A 23,519-nucleotide genomic window follows, 5' to 3' on the forward strand; every position below is an offset into this window, starting at 1 on the left:
TATCTTTATTTGGAAGTATTTTTGTACACTTCACATACAGTATCTCTGCAAGGGCAGGATTTACATAAAGCAAAAGAAGGATTTACTTCTGGAGAATAATCTCCTTCTTGCATTTTTTTCATTTGCCTTAATATATTAAAAAGTTCTTTTCTTAAGTGTCGCCTATTATAAACCTCAAACATAGTATTCCTATAAACTATTCGCCCTCTTCTTACTCTTTTTTGGTATACATCTTCTATTATTAAAAAATATGCAACTAACTGCATAACATCTTTATAATAAGGTGAATCACCAGCTTCACTACTTTTTAATTCTACAGGAACTAATTCTTCTCCCAGTTGATAAATATAATCAGGCTTTCCAGATAAGCCATATTTGTCAGACTTTAATAACTTTCCATATACTACTCCCTTTTCTTTTACCTCTTGCGATTTATCTATGTAGATTATTTTGCCTCCTCGAAATCCTATGCTTCTTCTCATTTTTTTATAAAAAGGCCTATGTTCTATAACTGACTGAATAAGCAAATATATAGTAAAAAATAAAAAAACTATATTGAGAATCATTTTAAAACCCTCATAATCGCAATTATCAATAAAATAGCTATAATTCCAAAAATAATCGCATACTTTTTATATCGCAATTTTAGAATATCCTTATAATATTTTTCATGATATTCTATCCCTTTCTTAAAGTTACTAAATTGCAAATCTTGTTCTTTTGGCTCTCTCAAACTATTGATATACTCTATTCCATATTTTTTATATAATACCACTGATAGGGGCAATAAAGAAATTGATTTATCTCTGTGGCAGATATATACTTATCCTCTTTTTTCATAATATAACACCTTTAAAAAATATTTTTACGGACTTATTATACCATATAAAAAAAACGGGGTAAAACCCATTTTTACCCCCGTGGATCGGCTACAACAAGAACATCTATGAATTTGGTACCTTTCATTATTCTTCTAACAATAGAACCTCTTATTATTTCGTCAATTCTTCTTCTTACAGACTGTCCTACTACAATTTGAGTAATTGCATTTTCTTCAGCAAATTTTATTATAGCCTTAGCAGGGTCATTTGATTTGACCATATAAAACTTTGCTTCTAATTTGTTGCACAGCATTGTGATTTCATCTAATTTTTTGAGTTTTTTATGGTCTCTTAAGTCATCATCATTGTAAACATGCAAAACAAAGAGGTCTGCTTTAAGCATTTTAGCTAACCTATAACCTCTTCGTATCAGATACTCTGCATTAAATCTTAAATTTACGCAAACCAATATCTTTTCTTGTGCGCCTTTTAATCCTATAACATTTTTCCTGTTTCTATATTCCAAAAGCCTATCGTCAACCTCATTGGCTACTTCTCTTAAGGTAAGTTCTCTTAACGCGGAAAGGTTACCAACTCTAAAAAAATTGTTAAGAGCAGTTTCAATCTTATCGGGACTATAAATTTTTCCATTTTTAAGTCTCTCTATCAAAGTCTCCGGGGAAACATCAACTACTTCTACTTCATCGCATATTTCCAGAAGTTTGTCAGGAATAGTTTCTCTTACCCTTACATTTGTCATGCGGTTTATATAGTCATTAAGACTTTCAAAATGCTGGATGTTGACAGCAGTCATCACACTTATGCCGTTATCAATAAGCTCCAAAACATCTTGATATCTCTTTTCATTTTTAGAACCAGGCGCATTTGTATGAGCTAATTCGTCTACCACCACAACCTGGGGTTTTCTCTTTAAAATAGCCTCCAAATCCATTTCCTTAAGAATTGCACCTTTGTAATTTATTTCCTTTAACGGAATAACTTCAAGGTCCCCTATCTGTTCCTCAGTGTCTTTTCTCCCATAGGTTTCTACAAAACCTATTACCACATCTATACCTCTTGCCTTCATTTCATTGGCATCTTGCAACATGTGATAGGTCTTGCCAACACCGGGAGCAGCACCAAGATAAATTTTCAGCCTTCCTTTATTCGCTCTTTCTATTTCTCTTAAAAAATAATCAGGGGACTTTTTTGCCATCATAAAGCCTCACTTTTTATTTTTCTTAATTTCTTCTAATAAGTTTAAATTTAATTTAAGCACATTCACCCTGGGTTCTCCAAAAATGCCTAAAAATCTGCCTTCAATATTTTCATCCACAAGTTTTTTTACAACTTTTTCCGGTAAATTGTTTGCTTTAGCTACTCTTTCAACTTGTAAATATGCGGCTTGCGGAGAAATATGGGGGTCTAATCCTGAGGCAGAAGAAGTAACTATATCTGCAGGTATGTCACTTCTTTTTACTCCAGGGTTTTTCTTTAAAAACTCCTCAATATTTCTTTCCACTTCTTCTTTAAATTTAGGATTAGATAAAGCATAATTAGTACCACCTGAAGACTCTGCATTGTAATCCACAGCAGAAGGTCTTCCCATAAACCATTTAGAATCAGTGAATTTTTGTCCAATGAGCTCAGAGCCCACTGCCTTACCATCTACTTTAATTATACTACCTTTTGCCTGATAAGGAAATATTAAATTTGCAATTGCTGTCATAACAAAAGGGTATACAAGACCTATTAACACTATTAAAACAAGCGTAAATTTAATCGCCCTTTTAAACTCACTCATATCAAATCCTCCAAATTAAAAGATAGAAGATATTATTAAGTCAATAAGTTTTATCCCAATAAAAGGAGCAATTAATCCTCCTAGCCCGTAAATCAGCAAATTTCTTAGTAGTAGCGCATTAGCACTCATTGGCCTATATTTTACTCCTCTCATAGCAATGGGAATCAAAATAGGGATTATAATGGCGTTAAATATTAAAGCTGATAATATTGCACTAGTCGGTGAGGAGAGCTTCATTATATCCAACACCCTTATTGATGGCAATGTACCAGATATAATAGCAGGAAGTATTGCAAAATATTTAGCAACGTCGTTGGCAATGCTAAAAGTAGTCAACGCTCCTCTCGTCATGAGAAGCTGTTTACCAATTGCTACTACTTCAATAATCTTTGTAGGGTCAGAATCGAGGTCCACCATGTTTGCAGCTTCTTTAGCAGCCATTGTACCACTATTCATTGCAAGTCCTACATCTGCTTGGGCAAGAGCTGGTGCATCATTTGTTCCATCTCCTGTCATTGCAACAAGCCTTCCTGCCGCCTGTTCCCTTTTAATCACATTTATCTTATCCTCTGGTTTACTTTCTGCAATGAATTCGTCAACACCAGCCTCTTCTGCTATTGTTTTTGCAGTTAAAGGATTATCGCCTGTCACCATGATAGTTTTAATCCCCATCGCTCTAAGCTGTTTAAAACGCTCTTTCATCCCAGGTTTTATAGTATCTTTAAGGTATATTATCCCTAATACTTCCTTGTCTTTTACTACGATAAGAGGAGTGCCACCTAACAAAGCAATTTTTTCAACTTCTTTTTCTAAATCATCTGGTAGGCTTCCTCCTTGTGATTTTACATATTCTTTAACTTTATCATAAGACCCTTTTCTTACAATAGTCCCATCTTTTAAGTTTAGTCCGCTCATCCTTGTTTCTGCAGTAAATTCTATAACTTCCGCTCCATCCAAAATATCTTCTGGTACCTTTACGCCCATTTTTTTGGCTAAATCTACTATTGACCTTCCTTCGGGAGTTAAATCTTTTAAAGAGGATACAAGAGCATAATATGTAACTTCTTCTTTTTTATGACCGCCAACTGGTATAAAATCAGCTGCTAATCTATTTCCAAAAGTGATTGTGCCTGTTTTATCTAAAAGCATTGTGTCGATATCCCCTGCAGCTTCTACTGCCTTTCCAGACATGGCAATTACATTAAAGCGTGTAACTCTATCCATACCTGCAATACCTATCGCAGAAAGAAGGCCCCCAATTGTAGTTGGTATTAAACAAACTAGCAAAGCAATCAATGTAGTAGCGCTTATTCTTACATGGACAAATTTAGCCATAGGGTATAAGGTCATAACAACAATTATAAAAATTATTGTTAAACTGACTAATACAGTGGTCAAAGCAATTTCATTAGGAGATTTTTGCCTTTTTGCTCCTTCCACCATTTTTATCATTCTGTCTAAAAAAGATTCCCCTTCGTCTACTGTCACTTGGACTTTAATGCTATCGCTTATTACTTTTGTTCCACCAGTAACTGAGCTAAAATCACCACCAGCTTCTTTTATAACTGGTGCAGATTCACCTGTTATTGCAGACTCATCAATTGCAGCAAGTCCTTCTATTATTTCTCCATCAGCCGGAATTATATCTCCTGCCTCACAAAGCACTATATCCCCTTTTTTAAGCTCAGAAGATTTAACCATTTTTATACTTCCATCACTTTTAATGAGTTTTGCCATAGTCTCTTTTTTTGTCTTTTTAAGGGTATCTGCTTGAGCTTTCCCTCTTCCTTCTGCCAGTGCCTCTGCAAAATTAGCAAAAAGCACTGTTACAAACAATATAAAAGTGATTAAAGCGTTGTATCCCACTTCGTCGTAAGTACTTCCAAAATAAGTAGGAAATATTGTAGCCAACAGTGTAATAAACATACCTACCTCTACCACAAACATCACAGGGTTTTTATACATTTTAAGAGGATTAAGTTTCACAAAAGAGTTTTTGATAGCACCTAATACAATTTCTCTACTCATCGTTTTTATTTCTCTTTTTCTTTTCATAAAGCGTTACCTCCATTACGTCATGCTCAAAAACTCAGAAATAGGTCCTAATATTATCGCTGGGAAGAAAGTAAGAGCTCCGACAATTACAACAATCGCTATAAAAATTGCTCCAAACAAAGCATTGTCTGTTCTAAAAGTACCTGGCGATGGCGGTGCAGGAATTTTCTCCGCCATAGAACCTGCAACAGCTAACATAAGAATAATGGTTATATATCTTCCAAAGAACATAACCAAACCTGTCATTATATTCATAAACACAGTGTTTCCTATAAATCCCGCAAATTCAGAACCATTATTTGCCGCCGCAGAAGAAAACTCATACAAAACTTGTGTAAGTCCATGGTACAGTGGATTCGTTACAGAAGAAGCTCCCACTTTTAGCATCACTGTCAAAGCAGAAGAAAAAAGTATCAAAAAAGGATGAACTAATATTGCGATGGCAATAAGTTTTATTTCTTTAGTTTCAATTTTTCTCCCTAAATATTCTGGAGTTCTTCCTACCATAAGCCCTGTCAAAAATACCGTCAATATTGCATACATTATTATATTCTGAAGTCCTGCTCCGTCTCCTCCAAAAATAGTATTTAACATCATGAGGATAAGTGGCACTGCTCCTCCTAAAGGTGTATAAGAATCGTGCATACTGTCAACAGAACCTGTTGTAAAAGCAGTAGTCACAGTCGCAAATAGTGGAGATTGTGAGACTCCAAAGCGCACTTCTTTTCCTTCATAATTTCCATAAGGTGTACCATCAATATGTAATTTGGAATATGCCACTCCTGGATGACTTTCCGCATAAACTGCTCCAACAGCCAAAAGAATAAAAATCACAAACAAGGAAATGTATAATACCAAAGCGTGTTTTTTATTGTTTATCATCAATCCATAAGTGTAAATTAAAGATGCAGGTAAAAGCATCATAAGAAGCATCTCAATCATATTGGTAAGCCAAGTAGGATTTTCAAAGGGGTGCGAAGAATTCGCCCCAAAAAATCCACCGCCATTTGTGCCTAAGTGTTTAATTGACTCTAATACAGCTACGGGACCTGTTATAATAGTTTGTCTGCTACCTTCCAATGTATCTACAACTATTTTTCCTGCAAAAGTTTGAGGTACTCCTTGCCATACTAATATAAGAGTGACAACCATGGAAATAGGAAGCAAAAGCCTTACAGTCACTCTTACAAAATCCGCATAAAAATTCCCTAGTAATTTTGTCTTTTTACTAAGTCCTCTCATTATAGCTGCTGCAGTTACTAACCCTGAAGCCGCAGAAGTAAACATCAAAAATATAATTACAATCATCTGACTTAAAAATGTAATACCATTTTCCCCAGCATAGTGCTGAAGATTTGTATTTGTCATAAAGCTTATTGTCGTGTTAAAAGCAAGAGAAGACTCCATGTTTTTAACTCCGGTGGGATTTAAAGGCAAAAATCCCTGTATTCGCAATATAATATACCCAATTATCATCATCACAGTATTAACAAGCAAAAAGGACAATGCATATTTTTTCCAACTCATTTCTTCTTCTGCATTGATCCCTGAAAGTTTATATATAAAATTTTCTACAGGTAAAAAAACTTTATCCAATTTCATCGGCTTATACTCAAATATTTTATACATATAAGTACCAAAAGGTTTAGTTAAAAGAGCTATTACCAATATCATAACAAAAAGTTCTATATTCGAATACATGTACTTTCCTCCCTTAAAATTCTTCCGGATGTATTAAAGCATAAAACAAATAAAGGAGTAAAAGAAAAAAAACTACATACAACAAGGCCACCTTTAATACACCCCTACTTCATAAGAATTAGCTTCTACCAAATAACAACACCATTTAACTATTCCTTTTACAACATAGTACAATGTTACAAATCCTAATAGAATTATAAAATCCATATTCTTCTTCACCTCTAATTATTATTATCGATTTTTTATAAAAATATTAAATTTAAACATAAAAAGCCCGCACTCTTTTTTATGAGGCGGACTACATGACAACACTTTTACATATTGTCATGTCTTCCATCATTTTTGTTAATTTATTTACTATTAATTGTACCATATATATTATATTATTCAACTCAATAAACATCAAAAAGGCTTTTATGCCTTTAAATCCTTTTTTGCGCAAAAAAATAGGATGTAAAGCGTTACAACTATTGTATACTATGTAATCTATCGCTTTACATCACTTTCCAATTGTTTTTATAAAACGCAAAAAGAAATTTTAGTTTTGTATAATATTTTTAATTTCTTTTTCATACATTGAAAATAGCTCTTCAGCTCTCTCTTTTGTAGGAGCTTCTATATAAATATTACAAGCAGGTAATTCATAATCCGGTACTACTAAGACCCATGAATCTTCTTTATTAAACTTTAAACCATCTAAAAATTCTGCCCCTTCATCAGCCTTTTCAAAAAGCATTCTTATTATTTTCCCTTTATCTCTCCAATCGCATTTTATACTTTTGGATATTCTATATCTTAAAGGAAAACTATCTTTTATAGAGGAAAGTTTTTGAGAGGTATGTTGTAAGTATTCTAAAAGGTCTAGTAAAAAACTAAAGCCGTCAAAATCTAAATTAATCTGTAGGTCTTTTTCTATACCTTCCTTCGACACTATTGTTTTCATTCTATCTTTATGAGAAATTTTGCTGCTTACAGTTTCAATTGCAAATTCCTTCGCAAATTCTGTCAAATATTTGGAACTATCAAAAGGAAGTACAAATTTTTTAACCCCTCGCTCTTTAGCAATTAACATTCTTATAAACTCAAGTTCATCTTCATCAAATTCTCTTCCCTTTTCGTCGTAGAGTTTAACTTTTTCTCCATTTTTATAAAAAAGTACCCCTACATCATAAGACTCCTCTGCTATAAAAAACTCATTTTTACCTATGGCTTCTAATAGCAGTTTTGTTTTTTCATTGTAAGGTTTAATTTTAAAACTTTTATATGCAGTCCTTTTTTCAAAAAGAAAGTTAAGATAATCGTTGTTTATATCAATTTCTTTTATAGATTTTAAATTTTTCCCATCAACTCGTTCAATATCATATACCCTCAATTTGTTCTCTATTTTTTTTTCTAAGTTTCTATCGATATCACACCCTTCTTTATCGAGAAACAAAATCCTTAAATTTCCTTCTTCTTCTTCTACATAGATTCCTCCTCCACACTTATTTTTCTTAATTCCATATCTTAAAGTGGGTAAAAGAGTATTATTGGCTTTTAAGACCTCACAACCACCAGATACAAGCCCAAAACTTATTAAATCGCTTATAAATTGAGATACAATATCTCCATCGTGTCCTATCAACACACTGCTATTCACTATATTTCCAAAAACTTCTCCAATTTCAACTGCAATTTGAGGAGTAATATCCTCATTAAAAACTCCTTTAATCCCCCTATACCCAAAAGTCAAAGGCTTCCTTCCATTCCCCCACACTACATCTTTTGTGATCACAGAGCCCTCATCTATTATTTTATAGGGCCATATTTTTACCTCTGGCTTTATTTCAGCAAAGGATTTTATTTTACAACTCTCTCCTATAACACTGTTTTCAAAAATTCGGACATTATTGCCGATTCTCACTCTATTGCAAACTACACAACCCCTTAATTCACAATTTTTATCTACAATTATTTCCTCCCATAATACAACATTTTTTAAACTGCTTCCTTGTTTTATATGGTTATTTTTACCAATTATTGCGTTAGGTCCTACCACAGCATTAGCTTCAATTATGGTATTGTCCCCTATAATCACAGGAGGGATGATTTTAGCTTCAGGAGAAATTGTAACATTTTTACCTATTATTTTACCTCCTTTTAGTAACTTATCTTTATATCCTAAATCTACCCTTCCTTCTAAAATATCAAAATGACTAGTGATGTATTGATTGGTATTCCCTATATCACACCAATATCCTCCTGTAATATAACCGTACATTGGAATATCATTTTTCAGCAACATAGGAAATAAATCTTTACTAAAATCAAAAGGTTTATCTTGAGGTATAAACTCCAATATTTCTGGTTCTATTATATATATACCCGTATTTACTGTATCGCTAAACACTTCTCCCCAAGAGGGTTTCTCTAAAAATTTTTTTATTTTGCCTTCCTCATCCACAATCACAACACCATATTCTAATGGTACATCTACTCTTGTCAATATGAGAGTAACTTTTGCCCCTTTCTTTCTGTGAAACTCATAAGCTTCTTTTATATTAACATCAGTAATTACATCTCCGCTCATAACAATAAAAATATCATTTAGAAAGTCTCTAGCATTTTTGACACTGCCTGCCGTCCCTAACGGCTTATCCTCTATATAGAATTTTATTTCATCCCCATATTCTTCTTCTAAATATTTTTTAATTTTTTGAGGCAAGTAAAAAAGCGTAACAGCCAAATCTTTAACTCCATATTTATGTAAATGTTCCACTATATGTTTTATCGCAGGTTTATTTACAACAGGTACCATAGGTTTAGGTATATCGGCTGTTAAAGGTCTTAGTCTACTTCCTTCTCCACCCGCCATAATTATCCCTTTCATCTAACCACCTCTAAAAAATATTATTAGCCTCTAATTGTAGTGTTTTTATTTAATGAAAAATTATTCATTTTAAGATATTGGCCACATAAAATTGAAATAAGAAAGGAACTTTGCGGGGGAATAAAAATGATAATCTCTTTAATATACTTTGTGTCAGGAATAGGAATATTTATTTGGGGAATTTTCACTTTAACAAATGGATTAAAAGTCTTCTCACAGCAAAAAATTTCTCAAGTTATTAATAATTTTGCAAATAACTTATTAAAATCAATAATAATAGGTTTTTTTATAACATTGATTATTCAAAGCAGCAGCATGGTCACTGTAATCGCAGTAACAATGGCAGGAGCAGAGCTTTTAACTCTTAAAAGCGCAGCAGGTATAATTATAGGTTCCAACATTGGAACTACTATTGCTGTGCAGCTTTATGCCTTTAATCTGTTTAAAATAGCCCCTTATTTAGTTTTTATTGGTTCTGTATTACATTTTCAAAATTACAATATTAAACTAAAATTTATAGGAAATGTACTCTTAGGATTTGGGTTAGTATTCTTTGGTCTTAAGATAATGGAGCTGGCTACAACACCTCTTAAAAAAAATTCTAACTTTGAGTTTATCAGTGCTAATCTCTCAAATCCTTTCTGGGGAATTCTTGCTGGAATAATCACTGCGTTAATTCTCCAATCAAGCAATGTAGGTATAGCAACATTACAAGTTTTAGTTTCCTCTCAATTAATGACCTTACCTCAAGCATTACCAATAATATATGGTTTAAATATTGGAACTTGCTCAGAGGCTATCATATTGAGCTTTGCCACTAACAAAGAAGGGAAAAAAATAGCTCTCTTTAACATTTTTTTAAATATAGTGAGCACTATACTCTTTTTACCTTTTACAAATTTCTTCGCAGAGTTTTTAAAACTCGTCTCCCCCTACAATCCTTCAAGGCAGGTGGCAAACGCCCACACATTTTTTAATCTTTTTTCTGCACTTTTGATAATTCCTTTTCTTAAGCAACTTTTTATTTTGATAGATAAACTAGTAGATAAATAAAAAATTCAATTAATAGGAATCCTAATATTAAAGTTATTTCCAAGGTGGTAACAATGAACAAAAGATTAGAAGTTAGCGATTTATTGTTTTTAATGATAATTTTTGAGATTGGAACATCAGTACTATTTTGTTTGGGAATTGAAGCAAAACAAGATTGTTGGCTTTCTATTTTAATCGCAATGCTTATTTCTCTGCCAATTATATTTATGTACGTCTCCTCCTTTGAAAAATCACAAAAAAATCTTTCACAGTTACTTGAGTTTGTTTATGGGAAATATATAGGTAAAACTTTATCTCTAATTTATGCTCTGTACTTTTTATATATTGCTTCGAGAAACGTAAGAGATTATGTAGAACTCAGTGTAAATACAATATATTCTCGAACACCTACGTATATTTTTTCTTCTTTTATGCTTATATTGGTAATGTATTACATCTTGTTTGATATATGTGTACTTGCCCGCGTTGCTAAAATTTTGCTCCCTCTTATTTTAGCTATTATGGCTTTTCAAACAACTATGATAATGATGGGAGATAATTTTAGTTTTTTAAGGCTTTTACCAATTTTAGAAAATGGAATTGTTCCCGCAATCAAAGCAGCAATTCCTCTGATTGTGACTTTTCCCTTTGGTGAACTTATTGTTTTTACTACAGTTTTTAATAAAGTAAAACAAAAGGAAAAATTAAAAAAGATAATACTGATAACCACTGTTTTTACTGGTCTCCTATTGTCCTTTAACAATATCATTATAATTTCCTCTTTAGGAGCAGATGAAGCTTCAAGAGAAAAATTCCCATTGTATCAAGTTATAAGATTAATAAATTTGGGAAATTTAAAAAACCTAGACACTTTGTATGTATTTATAATGATTATAGGGGTATTTTTTAAGATTAGTGTATTTACTTATGGGGGACTTACCATGATAAAAAATGCGTTGGAATTAAAAAGTTATAAATACCTGCTTTTCCCTGTTTTGTCGATGATTTTTGCTGCTTCTTCTATAATTGCCGACAGTTATCAAACCCACATACTTATAGGTCTTAAATTTACTCCTTTTTACATACATATACCTCTACAAATAATTTTACCTATGATTACATTTCTATTTTTAAACATAAAAGAAAAGAAAAAGCTTTAAAAGCCTTCTCTCAGTTTGTTGACAAAATTAAAAAATTTTCAAAGGAGATATTTTGCATCGTCGTTCCGGTGTTCCAAAGCGACAAAACTAAACTCGACCTTCGGGTTCCGGCAGGTTACCGGGCACATTCGACATCCTTGTCTTAGTGCCCGCCTCCGCCATCCTTGGCTTCGGCCCTGCCTCCGCCCTCGGTCTTGCTAAGTTTTGTTATCGCTTTGTAACAAGTCGCATCGATTGCAAAATATCTCCTTTATGAAAGTTTGTCTACAGTCTGAGAAAAAGCTTTAAAAGCCTTCTCTTTTATTCACTTATTTTATACATATTCCAAGGTATTTTATCTATAAGACGATTTCTATAAATAGAATCTGCTCCCATAAATATATATCTTAAATTGTGCACCTGTGGTATTTTTACTTCAACCCACATTTTATTTCCATTGATTATAGGTTTTGCTGCTATGACATCTGTCAAAGAATTTTCTGCCCTTTTATACTGATATAATTTTCCATTTACAATTCCTAAATCAATACGTTTTATATCATTTTGATCTTTATAAAATAGCCTCATTTCAACATGGTAAATTACTTTTTTAGATATTGGCCTTGCCGATTCTAAGCCGATGTACAATTTATTGTCGTAATAAAAAGCTCCTAGTTGCGCTAAAGCTGCACTTCTGTATATTTCTTCATTTAACATGCCCCCCGTATACACTTTTAAAAGTGCATGCTGTAAAGTTCTGCTTTGTAAATCTGGCTTTGAATCAACTACTGGAATAGTGATGACAGGTTTTGTAGCAAATAATTCGGTTTTTCTTACAAAAGCCATTAAAAATGGTTCCATAACATCTATTTGGGTTCTATATTGCTTTATAGCCACTTGTTTCAAATCTATTTCTTTTGGAGTTAAGTCAAAAGATTGCCATTCTGTGTTGCTATCCTTCATATCTACAGGAGGTAACATAGGTCTATTTTTCTCCGCCATCCATGGCACTGGCCATTGTGGATGATGGACTAAAAACATATGCTCACGCACATTTATATTCATAGCGGTAATAGTGTATCTCACAAAATTGCTTACTGCCCAATGGTCAGGATGTATATCATCTGCTAAAGGATAATATATATCAGTAGGTTTAAAATCTTTAATTATTTCCGTAAGTTCATTAACTAAATTTTGCCCTGTATATGGAATACCCGGCTTATAAACTGTGTCATAGGGAGCGTAGGCTACATTAGTTCCTCCACTAACTCTTGGATGGTTATTATCCCAATACTGACTCCACAAAAACCTGGTACTCCCATCAGCAAACCCTAAAAAAATTAAATCTTGTCGCGGTAGTCCCAAAACTCTCATAGCTGCAATACTTTCTTGTTGTCTCGCAAGTCCAAAACGATAAAAATCTTTAGGAGTAGGATTTGTTTTACCAGAAAATGACATTGCGGCTTTTTTGTAACTCTCTCCACTTGTGACAATTACTACTTTGATTGGTCTTTTAAGTTCTATAGCTCTTTGAATAATTCCTGCCATTCCTAAAGTCTCATCATCAGGATGAGGAACTATAATGAGGATTCTTTGCCCAGGGTCATCAAAAGTTGGCAGGGTTCCTTTTTCTGTGAAGTTTGCAATAGCCATTTCCCAATTCATTATATAGGATATTCCTACTAATAAAGCAATAAACAAAGAAAAGTAAACAGTTCGTTTATTTATCATGCTACTCTGCCTCCATTCCTGCTACTATTGTACTATACATTTATGAACAAATTATTACATGATAATTAATTTTTAATTAATAATATCAAATTTTGAAAAATATTTTGTTGTGATACAATCATACTATGAAGAAAAAATAAAAAAGGGGAAGGATGAATATGCTTGTTGATTTTCACTGTGATACTCTTTATCGTTTAATGGACAAGAAAATAGATTTCGCTGAAAGGTCAAAAGAAGGTCATGTGGATTTGCAAAGGATGAAAGAAGGCAAAGTTCACTTACAGGTTTTTGCTGTATTTGTAGATCCAAAACAGATGAGAAAAAATGCTTCCACAATGGCTTTAAAGATGATTGATAAAATGCATGAAGTAATCGAAAAAACAAAGGAATTTAGATTAATATTAAAAGGAGAAGATATAGACAAAGCAAAAGAAGAAGGAAAAATTGGAGCATTACTTTCTATAGAAGGCGGCGAAGCTTTAGAAGGTGAAACTTCTCTTCTTAGGATGTTTTACAAATTAGGGGTAAGAGCTCTCACTTTAACTTGGAGTTTGAGAAACGATCTAGGAGACGGAGTAGACGGTGTTAAAGAAGCGGGGCTTACCTCTTTTGGCAGAGAAGTTGTAAAAGAAATGAATCGCCTAGGAATGATTGTAGATGTATCTCATCTTAATGAAAAAGGATTTTGGGATGTACTAGAACTTAGTGAGAAACCAATTATAGCTTCTCATTCTAATGCTAAAACCCTATGCTCTCACAGAAGAAATTTGACAGATGAGCAAATAAAAGCGATAGCTCAAAAAGGCGGTGTAATTGGAATAAATTTTGCTCCACAATTTTTAAGAGATGAAGGTCAAGCTACATTAGAAGATGTTTTAAATCATATAGATTATATATGCGAATTAGTAGGAGAAGATTATGTAGGTTTTGGTTCTGACTTTGATGGGATTAGCAGTACACCAGAAGGTTTAGAAGATATATCACACTTTCCTAAAATTGTAGAAGGCTTAATAAAAAGAGGATATACTGAAGAACAAATTGCTAAAATTACTCACAAAAATTTTGAAAATCTCATAAAGAAAATTTTGATATAAAAACAAAAAGAGCCCTGGAATATTCCAAGGGCTTGCATATGTTAAAGGGGGAGTCATTGTTTTGACCAAGTATACATTATACAGTCCTTTTTCAAAAAAATCAAGACCTCAATAAAAATTTTTTGAGGGATAGGGGGTATTTTTAAGGGAGTTCATCTTAATATTATAATCAAATTTGTAAATTTTAAAATTAAAATCTCGTTAATTTTGTTAAATTTTTATTAAATTTTTGTTAATTATGACACTGCGATGAGAGATTTGTTATTGAATATAGTATACAAAAAATTTATAATAAAAGTAGAAATGAAACATAGGGGGTAAAGTCATGGATATTGAAATAATAAGAAAAACTGATCCAGAAATTGCAGACGCAATTGAAAAGGAGCTTATAAGGCAGAGAAATAAAATAGAGCTCATAGCTTCTGAAAATTTTGTAAGTAGAGCCGTAATGGAAGCAATGGGGTCCCCTCTTACTAATAAATACGCAGAAGGGTATCCAAATAAAAGGTATTACGGCGGTTGCGAATATGTGGATATAGCTGAAGAGTTAGCAAGAGAAAGGCTCAAAAAACTTTTTGGTGCTGAACACGCAAATGTACAACCTCATTCAGGAGCACAGGCAAACATGGCAGCTTACTTTGCTCTTATAAATCCAGGAGATACTGTGCTAGGAATGGATTTAGCCCATGGAGGGCACCTCACTCATGGAAGCAAAGTCAATTTTTCAGGCCAACTCTATAATTTCGTATCTTACAGAGTAAGAGAAGATACAGGATATATAGATTATGATGAAGTAGAAAAACTTGCGAAAAAGCATAAACCCAAATTGATTGTTGCAGGTGCTAGCGCTTACCCAAGGATAATTGATTTTAAGAAATTTAGAGAAATTGCAGACAAGATTGGAGCTTACCTCATGGTAGACATGGCTCATATAGCTGGTCTTGTAGCAGCAGGTCTTCATCCTAATCCTGTTCCTTATGCAGATGTCGTTACGACTACCACCCATAAGACTTTAAGAGGCCCAAGAGGAGGAGCTATTCTTTGCAAAGAAAAATACGCTAAAGCAATAGACAAAGCACTTTTCCCGGGAACGCAAGGTGGCCCTTTAATGCATATAATAGCAGCAAAAGCCGTTTGTTTTAAAGAAGCTCTTACCGATGAATTCAAAGAATATCAAAAAAGAATTATCGAAAATGCAAAAGCTTTAGCAAATGCATTAATGGAAAGAGGAATAAATTTAGTGTCAGGTGGAACTGATAACCACTTGATGTTGTTGGATTTAAGAAATACAGGAATAACAGGCAAAGAGTTAGAAACAAGATTAGATGAAGTAAACATAACTTGCAACAAAAATGCTATACCTTTTGACCCATTAGGGCCAAATATAACTTCTGGTGTGAGACTGGGAACTCCAGCTGTTACTACAAGAGGTATGAAACCTGAAGACATGGTGGAAATAGCGGACATTATAGTCAATGTAATAAGGGATGAAAACTATAAAGAAAAAGCGAAAGAAAGAGTAGCAAATCTGCTCAAAAAATACCCTCTTTATGAGGACCTCATATAAAGAAGATAGGGAAAGTCTTTTACTGGCTTTCCCTATCTTCTTCTCTCTTTATGTTCTTCTTTAAACTCCTTTGGCTTATAATACCTTCTGCCAAGCTCACTGTATACATCCTCAAGTTTTATCCCTTTGTTAACTAACAAAACTATTAAATGATAAAGTAAATCTGAAACCTCATACACTATCTCTTCTTTGGAGTCATTTTTGGAAGCTATCACTACCTCCGTAGTTTCTTCGCCAATTTTCTTTAAAATCTTATCTAGGCCTTTTTCAAATAAATAGTTTGTATAAGACCCTTCTACCGGGTTTGTCTTTCTATCTTTTACCCGTTCATATAGCTTTTTAAGTATTTCCATGTCATAATTTTCAATTTCACCTAAAAAGCTTCTATAAAAACAGCTTACATTTCCTGTATGGCATGCCGGCCCTTTTGGATCCACCTCAATTAGCAAAGCGTCTTCATCGCAGTCATAAAATATGTTTTTTATCTTTTGGGTATTACCTGAAGTTTCCCCTTTATGCCAAATTTCCTTTCTACTTCTGCTAAAAAAATAAGTTTCTCCCTTTTCCAAGCTTAATTTTAAACTTTCCTCATTCATATAAGCCAACATTAATACTTGTTTTGTGTTGTAGTCTTGCACAATCGCAGGAATAAGTCCTTTTTCATCAAACTTTAATTTCTCTATATCAATCATTCTCTACATCCTTTCGATAAATTTAAATTCTCACTGGTATGCCCTCTTCTTTTAAATATTTTTTAACTTCTTTTATTTCCAACTCCCTGTAATGAAACACAGAAGCCGCTAACGCAGCATCAGCTTTGCCTTCAGTAAAAACCTCTTTAAAATGCTCTTTCTTTCCTGCACCTCCAGAAGCTATAACAGGAATATTTACAGCCTCGCTTATCCTCCTTGTAAGTTCTATATCATACCCATCTTTAGTACCGTCTTTGTCCATGCTTGTAAGAAGTATTTCTCCTGCTCCTAAAGACTCTACTTTTTTAGCCCACTCAACAGCATCAAGTCCTGTGTTTACCCTTCCGCCATTTATATACACATCAAAGCCCGAGCCATCACTTCGCCTCTTGGCATCAATTGCTACAACCACACATTGGCTTCCAAAACGCACAGCGGCCTGACGAATAAGGGCTGGTTGTTTCACAGCTTGAGTATTTATTGAAACCTTATCAGCCCCTGCTCTTAGAATATCTTTTATATCGTCAAGGTCTGAAATCCCACCACCAACAGTTAAAGGAATAAATACTTTTTCAGAAGTCCTTTTTACAACTTCTATCATTATTTTTCGTTTTTCATAAGAAGCAGTAATGTCCAAAAATACAAGCTCATCTGCTCCTAATTCATTGTACTCTGATGCTATCTGGACAGGGTCTCCCGCATCTTTTAAATTTAAAAAGTTAACTCCTTTTACTACCCTTCCGTCTTTCACATCTAAACAAGGAATTATTCTTTTTGCAAGCATTTATATTACCTCCAAAGCACTTTTAAAGTTTATTTTTCCACTATATAAGGCTTTTCCAATTATCGCACCATATGCTCCCATCTCTTTAAGCTTTTTTAAATCCTCCATCGAGGATATTCCCCCTGATGCTATCACTTGAACAGATGTTTTTAAAATATTTTCTAAAGCTTTAAAATTTGGTCCGTTAAGAGTTCCATCTTTAGAAATATCAGTGAAAATTATCGTCTTTACTCCTATTTCTTTCATTTTTTTTGCTAACTCAATATCTTTTATTTTAGTCTTTTCAAGCCATCCACTTACGGCAACTTCTCCATTCTTTGAATCTATACCTACTATCGTTCTTCCTCCATAATTGGAAAGGGAATAAAGAAGAAGGTCTTCGTCATATATTGCCGCCGAACCTAAAATTACATACTTAACACCTGCAGAAAAAAGATAATCGATAGTTTCTCTATTTCTTATTCCTCCACCTACTTCTATCTCGGCTTTACAGTTTTTTATAATCTGTTCAATGACATTACCATTTACCAAATGACCTTGTTTTGCACCATCTAAATCTACCACATGAATTCTCTTTGCTCCTAATTCCTGCCACATTTTAGCTACGTCAACGGGATTTTCATAATAAACCTCTTTGGTATTAAAATCTCCTTTTGTAAGCCTTACACATTTTCCTTCCATAATATCAATTGCAGGTATTAAAATCATTTTGCCATCTCTCCAAAATTCTTTAAGATTTTAAGTCCCACTTTTCCGCTCTTCTCAGGATGGAATTGACAAGAAAAAACATTGTCTTTAATTATAACTGCAGGAATCTGAACACCATAATCAGTCACTGCATACACATATTTCTCCTCATTGTTGGCTATATAATAAGAATGGACAAAATACGCATAATCTCCATTCTCCACTCCTTTAAGAAGTGGAGTTTCTCTTTTTATTTCAAGACTATTCCATCCCATGTGAGGAATTTTATTATGCTTTGGAAGTTCTATTACTTGCCCTTTAAAAATCTTAAAGCCCTCAGTTTCTTCTATCTCAAAACCCTTTTCAAATAAAAGCTGCATCCCCAAACATATCCCAAGAAACAACTTACCTTTGTCGATTTGTCTTTTTATCTCTTCAAACATGCCTGTTTTAATGAGAGTATCCATCGCATCAGGAAAAGCTCCCACTCCAGGAAGAACTAATGCATGAGCCTCTTTTACCGAAGCTACATCTTTTATAATTTTTGCCTCATAGCCTACGTATTTAAATGCTTTTTCTACACTTCTTAAATTTCCCATTCCATAGTCAATAATCCCTATCAATTTTTCACCGCCTCACTTAAATTACGTGTAAAGTATATGCAATATCCCTTAAACTGTATCTTTATAAAATCCCTTTAGTAGAAGGTATCCCTTCTACCCTTTCATCTATCTTTAGCGCTTTTTCAAGAGCCCTCCCTAGTGCTTTAAAAGTTGCCTCTATAATGTGATGACTATTACTGCCATGCAAAAGCTCCACATGCAGTGTAATGCCAAAGTTGTAAGCAAAGGCTCTCAAAAATTCCTCCACATTTTCCGTTTCAAAATTTCCAACTCTTTCAGCTTTTAAAGGCAAATCACAGTATAAAAAAGGCCTTCCACTTATATCTACAGAAACTCTCACTAAGGCTTCGTCCATGGGTACATAAAAAGTACTAAACCTCTTAATAGATTTTTTATCGCCGGCAGCCTTTAAAAAAGCATTGCCCAATACAATACCTACGTCTTCAACAGTGTGATGAGTGTCTACCTCTAAATCTCCTTTTGCCACCACTTTTAAATCAAAAAGTCCATGCCTGGCAAATAAAGAAAGCATGTGGTCAAAAAAACCTATTCCTGTAGCTATGTCATAATTTCCTTTTCCGTCAATATTAAGTTCAACGTATATATCCGTCTCTCTAGTTTTTCTTTTAACTTCCGCCTTCCTCATAGCAATAACTCCTTTAACCTATTTATTAAATAATCATTAGCTTCTCGGCTACTTACTGTTATCCTTAAAGCTCCTTCAAGCCCTTCTACCTTTGAAAAATCCCTCACCAAAATTCCTCTTTCTAAAAGTCCCTTGTACACATAATCTGCATCTTTAAATTTTACCAATATAAAATTCGTTTTTGAGGGATAAACTTTAACGCAAGGAATTTTGCCTAGCTCTTTTATAAGACGCTCTCTTTCTTCTAAAATGTAGTTAATTCTTTCTTTTAAAACATCTGTCCTTAAAACCTTCAAAGCTATTACTTGAGATAAAGAATTAATATTATAAGGTGATTTCACAAGGTTTAAATACTTTAAAATATTCTCGTTAGCTACAGCATATCCCACTCTCAAACCGGCAAGTCCAAAAGCCTTAGATAAGGTTCTTAAAACAATCAAGTTTTCAAATTTATTTATAGAATCTACAATTGTATTACCATAAAACTCAAAATAAGCTTCGTCAACAACTACAATTCCATTGCTCTTTTGTATTATTTTAATTATATCTTCTCTTTCTATAACACTTCCTGTTGGATTATTAGGGTTACACAAAAACATTAATTTAGGCCGATATTTTTCTATAACTTCCGTGAAACTCCCCATATCATAAGTATAATCTTCTTCTAATTTTACAGGTATTTCAACGGCTCCTGCAATTTTGCTGTATACACTGTACATAGCAAAAGAAGGATAAGGATATGCTACCACATCACCTTTGTTTATGAAAGCCAGCATAATAAGGTGGATTATCTCATCCGAGCCATTTCCCACAAATATGTTTGTAGGCACTACTTTTAAATATCGTGCCAATTCTTCTTTTAACTTTTCTGCAGTAGGGTCTGGATATACATTTACTTGAGAAGATTTTACAATCTCTTGAATATTTTTTATCACTTCTTCAGGAAGTTCAAAAGGCACTTCATTTGCATCCATCTTATATCTGTAGGGAATACTGTGCACTTCATAATTTTTAAATCCTTTAATTTCTTCTCTCACCAAATTCTCAATCATTTTAAAACCTCACTTTTATAGAATTAGCATGAGCGGTAAGCCCTTCTGAATTTGCTAAAGTGATTACATCCTCTTTTGCCTCTCTCAAAGAATCTTTAGAATAATAGAGAATATTCATCTTTTTGATAAAGTCCGTCACAGAAAGAGGCGAGAAAAACCTTGCTGTTCCACTAGTAGGAAGCACATGGTTAGGGCCAGCAAGGTAATCCCCTAAGGGTTCTGGAGAATATTCTCCCACAAAGACTGCTCCTGCATTCTTGATTTCACCAATTATTTCAAAGGCATTGGAAATGTTAAGTTCTAAATGCTCTGGAGCTATGTCGTTTGCAATACCAATTGCTTCTTGTAAATCATTTACAACAATTATCGCACCAAAATTTTTTAAAGACTTTTCAATTATTTCTTTCCTTCCAAGATATTCCATTTGCCTTTCAATTTCTGTTTTTACTTGTTGCGCAACCTTCAAAGATGTGGTTACAAGTATTGAAGATGCCATTATGTCGTGTTCTGCCTGTGACAACAGGTCCGCCGCCACATATTTAGGATTAGCAGCTTCGTCAGCTATTACCAAAACTTCACTGGGGCCTGCCACCATATCAATATCCACATGTCCGTAAAGGGCTCTTTTAGCCATTGCGACAAAAATATTTCCCGGGCCAACTATTTTATCCACCTTAGGTATTGACTCTGTACTAAAGGCCAAGGCTGCAACAGCCTGTGCGCCTCCAACTCTATATATTTCATTTATACCTATCCTGTCTGCAGCCACCAATACGTAAGGGTTTATACCCTTTTTGCTAGCTGGTGAAACCATCACTATCCTTTCAACCCCTGCAACTTTAGCAGGTATTCCATTCATCAAAACTGAAGAAGGATATGCAGCAGTTCCCCCTGGAACATAAATGCCAACTTGAGAAAGGGGCCTTATTATTTGTCCATAAATTATTCCCTCTTTAAAATCCATCCATGTAGACTGTTTTTGCTTTTCATGAAATTCTGTTATGTTTTTGATAGCTTTGTCAATCGCTTTTAAAAATTCCTCTCCTACTTCTTTATAAGCATTTTTTATTTCCTCTTTCGTAACTTTTACAGTACTTTTGTCAAGATTTATTCCGTCAAACATGTAAGTATACTCAAACAAAGCTTTATCTTTTCTCTCTCTTACGTTTGAAATTATTTCTTCCACTTTTTTTGCTATTTCTCTATTCTCTAATTTACTTCTGTTGTGAAGCTTTTGTAAAATACCATCGTCAATTCCCTTTCGAAAATCAAATATCTCAATCATTTTAAACCTCCTTAAAAGTTTCCACAACCTCTTTTAATTTTATAATTATCTCTTTTATTCTCTGGCTTTTAGTTTTAAGACTGGCTTTATTCACTATCAATCTCGCACTGGAAGGAAAAATTTCTTCAATGACTATAAGACCATTTTCTCTTAAAGTATTACCTGTCTCTACAATGTCTACAATTACCTCTGACAGCCCCACAATAGGAGCAAGCTCCACAGAACCATTCAGCTTAATTATTTCTACATTTTCCCCCTTTTGCCTGAAAAATTCTTCTGCAATGTTGGGAAACTTTGTTGCAACTCTTTTATTAGTAAGAAAACTGCCATTTGCCTCTTTAGGCCCCGCAACCACCATTTTACAAAAACCAAATTTTAAATCTAAAACTTCATAGCAATCTTTTTTTTGTTCTAAGAGAATGTCTTTTCCACAAATCCCTAAATCAGCTGCCCCGTGCTCTACATATGTGGGCACATCTATTGGCTTTACCAACATAAACTTCATTAAATTTTTATAGTCATTAACCACAAGCTTTCGAGAAATATCTTTTAAAATATTCTCAGCAATTCCTGCCTTTTCAAACAAAGTTATAGCACTATCTGCCATTCTGCCTTTTGGCAGTGCAATAGAAATATTTTCCATGTTATTCCCCCATATCTATAATTTCGTCAAAGCTATTTTCATCAACATGTTTCGCTTTTTCATAGCTATACATCTCTACAATTTTTCCCTCACCTCTTAACAAAGTGGCTTTCTTGTAAGCATTACTTCTTAAGTTTTCCTTGTATTTTATTAAAACTCTCCAGGATTTATCAATAATATCTTTTTTCTGTTTTTGAAGTGCTAACATTGACCTTTCCACACTTATAGCAAAACCTGTCGCTGGAATGTGCTCTCCAAAAATCCCTAAAAGACCATCATACCTTCCTCCGGTACATATAGCATAACCAATTCCTTTAACAAAACACCTGAATATGATACCAGTATAATAATTAAGATTTTGCACCATTCCTAAGTCAAAACTTATATACTCTTCCATACCAAAATCTTTTAATATTCTATATACTCTTTCAAGGTAATCTATCGTTTCACCCAGTTTAGGAGTATCGTAAAGCTCTTTTGCTCTTTTAAGCACTTCTTCGCCACCAAATAAAAGAGGAAGTTCACTTAAAAACTTTGCTTTTTTGCCCCTAATTCCTTTATCATTTATGAATTCTTCTATCGCAGATTGATTTTTCTGTTGCAAAAACTCTCTTAAAAGGTTTATTTCTTCATTTTGTAACTCTAAATCTTCTACTGCTCTTTTAAAAAATTCTACCTGTCCCACGTCCACTTTAAAGTCCTCTATTCCAATACTCTTTAAAGCCTCTATCGCAACTGTTATTATCTCTGCATCAGATTCTTCATGATTTGTACCTATAAGTTCAATCCCTGCCTGAGTAAACTCTCTCATTTTTCCTACCTGTGGGTCATCATAGCGATAGACATTAGCGACATAGCATAACTTAAGTGGGAAACTACCTTTTAACTTCGTAGAGACAATTCTCGCTATTTGAGTAGTTACATCTGGCCTTAAAGCTAATATATTTCCCTTTTTATCGAAAAACCTGTACAAATTGTTTTCATCAAACAAAACAGAAAAATTATCGCTATATTCAAAAGTAGGAGGCATTATCTCTTGATAGCCAAATTTTATAAAAACCTCTCTAAACTTTTCTTCTATTTTGCGCTTAACTCTATATTCTTCCGGCAAAAAATCTTGTACACCATCAGGCAAATATATCATTAAAACACCCCACAATTTACTCTGTCTTTGTAACGTGATAAAGTAATAAACTGTACTTCTTTTATTGTATCCTAATTTTCAATGTATGTCAAGCATAGACAAATAGGCAGAAACGTACTGAATATTATCCTGCTTGCATTGTAAATCCAC

Annotated in this window: 21 protein-coding genes and 1 pseudogene; 4 read left to right on the plus strand and 18 right to left on the minus strand. The window is 33.6% G+C overall.

Annotation, left to right across the window (positions count from 1 at the left end; translation table 11 throughout):
• Positions 1-5: 5 nt before the first annotated feature.
• The 8 genes and pseudogenes from cas4 to BUB32_RS05195 form a co-directional block, all read right to left on the minus strand.
• A complete protein-coding gene (gene cas4, locus BUB32_RS05165; RefSeq protein WP_072968035.1) occupies positions 6-566 on the minus strand; it encodes a CRISPR-associated protein Cas4 in 561 nt (186 codons plus the stop codon).
• Positions 563-840 (minus strand): annotated as a pseudogene (locus tag BUB32_RS13265) (hypothetical protein). The gene cas4 and the pseudogene BUB32_RS13265 overlap by 4 nt, the downstream one beginning before the upstream one ends.
• A gap of 72 nt (positions 841-912) precedes the next feature.
• On the minus strand, positions 913-2,040 hold the full coding sequence (gene kdpDN / locus BUB32_RS05175) for a KdpD-like non-kinase potassium sensor (RefSeq protein WP_200773853.1): 1,128 nt from the start codon (positions 2,038-2,040) through the stop codon (positions 913-915).
• Between the two features lie 6 nt (positions 2,041-2,046).
• Positions 2,047-2,625: a potassium-transporting ATPase subunit KdpC gene (gene kdpC / locus BUB32_RS05180; protein WP_072968038.1), complete on the minus strand. Its 579-nt coding sequence runs from the start codon at positions 2,623-2,625 to the stop codon at positions 2,047-2,049.
• Positions 2,626-2,640: 15 nt separating this feature from the next.
• Complete coding sequence (gene kdpB / locus BUB32_RS05185; protein WP_072968040.1) at positions 2,641-4,680, minus strand: potassium-transporting ATPase subunit KdpB; 2,040 nt, start codon at positions 4,678-4,680, stop codon at positions 2,641-2,643.
• Positions 4,681-4,695: 15 nt separating this feature from the next.
• The gene (kdpA, locus tag BUB32_RS05190; RefSeq protein ID WP_072968042.1) at positions 4,696-6,381 is read right to left on the minus strand and encodes a potassium-transporting ATPase subunit KdpA; all 1,686 of its coding nucleotides are present in this window, start codon (positions 6,379-6,381) and stop codon (positions 4,696-4,698) included.
• A 13-nt stretch (positions 6,382-6,394) separates the two neighbouring features.
• Positions 6,395-6,472, minus strand: coding sequence for a potassium-transporting ATPase subunit F (locus tag BUB32_RS13335; RefSeq protein WP_082413696.1), 78 nt, complete (start codon positions 6,470-6,472; stop codon positions 6,395-6,397).
• A 447-nt stretch (positions 6,473-6,919) separates the two neighbouring features.
• On the minus strand, positions 6,920-9,250 hold the full coding sequence (locus BUB32_RS05195; protein ID WP_072968044.1) for a sugar phosphate nucleotidyltransferase: 2,331 nt from the start codon (positions 9,248-9,250) through the stop codon (positions 6,920-6,922).
• Positions 9,251-9,376: 126 nt separating this feature from the next.
• Between BUB32_RS05195 and BUB32_RS05200 the strand changes: the two genes are divergently transcribed.
• Positions 9,377-10,303 carry a Na/Pi cotransporter family protein gene (locus tag BUB32_RS05200; protein ID WP_072968046.1) on the plus strand — a complete coding sequence of 309 codons (927 nt, stop codon included), beginning with the start codon at positions 9,377-9,379 and terminating at the stop codon, positions 10,301-10,303.
• Between the two features lie 53 nt (positions 10,304-10,356).
• Positions 10,357-11,442, plus strand: coding sequence for a GerAB/ArcD/ProY family transporter (locus BUB32_RS05205; protein WP_072968048.1), 1,086 nt, complete (start codon positions 10,357-10,359; stop codon positions 11,440-11,442).
• Between the two features lie 300 nt (positions 11,443-11,742).
• Here the strand turns inward: BUB32_RS05205 and BUB32_RS05215 are convergent, their stop codons facing one another.
• The gene (locus tag BUB32_RS05215; RefSeq protein WP_072968049.1) at positions 11,743-13,152 is read right to left on the minus strand and encodes a PIG-L deacetylase family protein; all 1,410 of its coding nucleotides are present in this window, start codon (positions 13,150-13,152) and stop codon (positions 11,743-11,745) included.
• 158 nt (positions 13,153-13,310) lie between these two features.
• Here BUB32_RS05215 and BUB32_RS05220 point away from each other — a divergent pair, with 158 nt between their 5' ends.
• On the plus strand, positions 13,311-14,246 hold the full coding sequence (locus tag BUB32_RS05220; RefSeq protein WP_072968050.1) for a dipeptidase: 936 nt from the start codon (positions 13,311-13,313) through the stop codon (positions 14,244-14,246).
• Positions 14,247-14,571: 325 nt separating this feature from the next.
• Positions 14,572-15,813, plus strand: coding sequence for a serine hydroxymethyltransferase (locus BUB32_RS05225; protein ID WP_072968052.1), 1,242 nt, complete (start codon positions 14,572-14,574; stop codon positions 15,811-15,813).
• A gap of 32 nt (positions 15,814-15,845) precedes the next feature.
• Here the strand turns inward: BUB32_RS05225 and hisIE are convergent, their stop codons facing one another.
• From hisIE to hisZ, 9 genes are all read right to left on the minus strand, one after another.
• Positions 15,846-16,505 (minus strand): bifunctional phosphoribosyl-AMP cyclohydrolase/phosphoribosyl-ATP diphosphatase HisIE, encoded by a 660-nt coding sequence (gene hisIE, locus BUB32_RS05230; RefSeq protein WP_072968062.1) that lies wholly within the window; start codon positions 16,503-16,505, stop codon positions 15,846-15,848.
• 22 nt (positions 16,506-16,527) lie between these two features.
• Positions 16,528-17,289, minus strand: coding sequence for an imidazole glycerol phosphate synthase subunit HisF (hisF, locus tag BUB32_RS05235; RefSeq protein WP_072968064.1), 762 nt, complete (start codon positions 17,287-17,289; stop codon positions 16,528-16,530).
• The gene (hisA, locus tag BUB32_RS05240; RefSeq protein WP_072968074.1) at positions 17,290-17,997 is read right to left on the minus strand and encodes a 1-(5-phosphoribosyl)-5-[(5-phosphoribosylamino)methylideneamino]imidazole-4-carboxamide isomerase; all 708 of its coding nucleotides are present in this window, start codon (positions 17,995-17,997) and stop codon (positions 17,290-17,292) included.
• Positions 17,994-18,599, minus strand: a complete 606-nt coding sequence (gene hisH / locus BUB32_RS05245; protein ID WP_072968076.1) for an imidazole glycerol phosphate synthase subunit HisH — start codon at positions 18,597-18,599, stop codon at positions 17,994-17,996. Before hisH ends, hisA begins: the two co-directional genes overlap by 4 nt.
• 61 nt (positions 18,600-18,660) lie before the next feature.
• Positions 18,661-19,245, minus strand: coding sequence for an imidazoleglycerol-phosphate dehydratase HisB (gene hisB, locus BUB32_RS05250; protein WP_072968078.1), 585 nt, complete (start codon positions 19,243-19,245; stop codon positions 18,661-18,663).
• Positions 19,242-20,297 (minus strand): histidinol-phosphate transaminase, encoded by a 1,056-nt coding sequence (gene hisC, locus BUB32_RS05255; RefSeq protein WP_072968080.1) that lies wholly within the window; start codon positions 20,295-20,297, stop codon positions 19,242-19,244. The genes hisB and hisC overlap by 4 nt, the downstream gene beginning before the upstream one ends.
• Position 20,298: 1 nt before the next feature.
• The gene (gene hisD / locus BUB32_RS05260) at positions 20,299-21,582 is read right to left on the minus strand and encodes a histidinol dehydrogenase (RefSeq protein ID WP_072968082.1); all 1,284 of its coding nucleotides are present in this window, start codon (positions 21,580-21,582) and stop codon (positions 20,299-20,301) included.
• A gap of 1 nt (position 21,583) precedes the next feature.
• Positions 21,584-22,225, minus strand: coding sequence for an ATP phosphoribosyltransferase (gene hisG, locus BUB32_RS05265; protein ID WP_072968084.1), 642 nt, complete (start codon positions 22,223-22,225; stop codon positions 21,584-21,586).
• A gap of 1 nt (position 22,226) precedes the next feature.
• The gene (gene hisZ / locus BUB32_RS05270) at positions 22,227-23,369 is read right to left on the minus strand and encodes an ATP phosphoribosyltransferase regulatory subunit (protein WP_072968086.1); all 1,143 of its coding nucleotides are present in this window, start codon (positions 23,367-23,369) and stop codon (positions 22,227-22,229) included.
• Positions 23,370-23,519: the final 150 nt, after the last annotated feature.

The organism is Thermoanaerobacter uzonensis DSM 18761, assembly GCF_900129115.1.
Classification (GTDB): Bacteria; Bacillota; Thermoanaerobacteria; order Thermoanaerobacterales; family Thermoanaerobacteraceae; genus Thermoanaerobacter; species Thermoanaerobacter uzonensis.